The following is a 1,277-nucleotide window of genomic DNA, read 5'->3' on the forward strand; positions in this document are numbered from 1 at the left end:
TTCTGGGGGGGTGACAACCCACCCAAAACCCATAGCTAGTAAGGATTGAGCCAACTTGTGGTAAAAAAAGATAGGCAGCAGAATTGTTACACGCTTGCCTATCTAAAAAATTAATGATACCAAGATTCTACCAGACTCACTTACAAAAATACCTGACGCCATCTCAGTTTTTGGTGATGACAACCTTATTATCTTTAATGCGAGCGGAAAAACAAGTGAGATTAGAGCGACTCTCCCGAGTGTTTCCTTGTCTAATTACAGCCGAAAGTCGGCGACGGAAATTACAAAGATTTTTAGATTTACCTCACTTGACGATCGAATTAATTTGGTTCCCATTAATTACTTACTGGTTGACTACTTATTGCTCTGTCGGTCAAACCTTATCAATCGCAATAGATCGGAGCCAATGGGGGTGTATTAATCTTTTCATGGTTAGCTTAATCTGGGAGCGAAGAGCAATTCCATTATACTGGTCATTGTTGCCCAAATTGGGCAGCAGCAACTTCGAGGAACAGACTACAAATCTACAGCAAATTTTACCATTATTTTCCGAATATAAAGTCATCGTTTTAGGAGATCGTGAATTTTGTTCGATCGACTTAGGGAACTGGCTTAAGGAAAAGGGTGTGTCTTTTTGCTTGAGACTGAAGAGGAATCATTGTATCGAAATAGAACATTTAGTTTGGCAGCGGTTAGATGAATTAGGAATAGTACCAGGAACCTCTTTATATTTTCAAGGTAAAAGAGTGAGAAAAACTCAACCTGCCACTGGATTTGATCTTGCTTGTAAGTGGAAAAGAAACTATGGGACATGGAAGGTTGATGAAGCGTGGTTTATTCTCACAGATTTAGGGTCGTTGCGGGCAGCGATCGATGCTTACAAGAAACGGATGGGCATTGAAGAAATGTTTCGAGATTGTAAAACAGGGGGCTACGATCTGGAAGGAACTAGCTTAAAAGGCAACCGACTGATTAACATAATTCTGCTCGTGACACTCTCCTATAGTTCGGCAATATTTGAAGGCACCGAACTGAGGAAAAAGCAGGTAGAAAAATATGTATGTCGGCGTCAAGAACCTAAAAAAAGATATCGGAGACGGAGTACATTTGGTGTTGGCTTAGATGCAGAAAAGTGGGTGAATTATCTCGAAAAATATTCCCAAGAAGTGGAACAGTTTATAAAGTTAACTCGAAATAAACGCCGCTTTTACCAACAAGGTATGCGGGCTGCAACCCTGATTCGGTCTATCTCTTAGGCATCTTTGTCACCCCCCCAG

1 protein-coding gene is annotated in these 1,277 nt (G+C 40.9%); it reads left to right on the plus strand.

Translation table 11 applies throughout. The features are described 5' to 3' along the window. Window positions 1-113 precede the first annotated feature (113 nt). Window positions 114-1,256 (plus strand): IS4 family transposase, encoded by a 1,143-nt coding sequence (locus QUA25_RS29250; protein WP_333043201.1) that lies wholly within the window; start codon window positions 114-116, stop codon window positions 1,254-1,256. Window positions 1,257-1,277 lie beyond the last annotated feature (21 nt).

It is taken from the genome of Microcoleus sp. Pol17C6 (assembly GCF_036701145.1).
Classification (GTDB): domain Bacteria; phylum Cyanobacteriota; class Cyanobacteriia; order Cyanobacteriales; family Microcoleaceae; genus Microcoleus.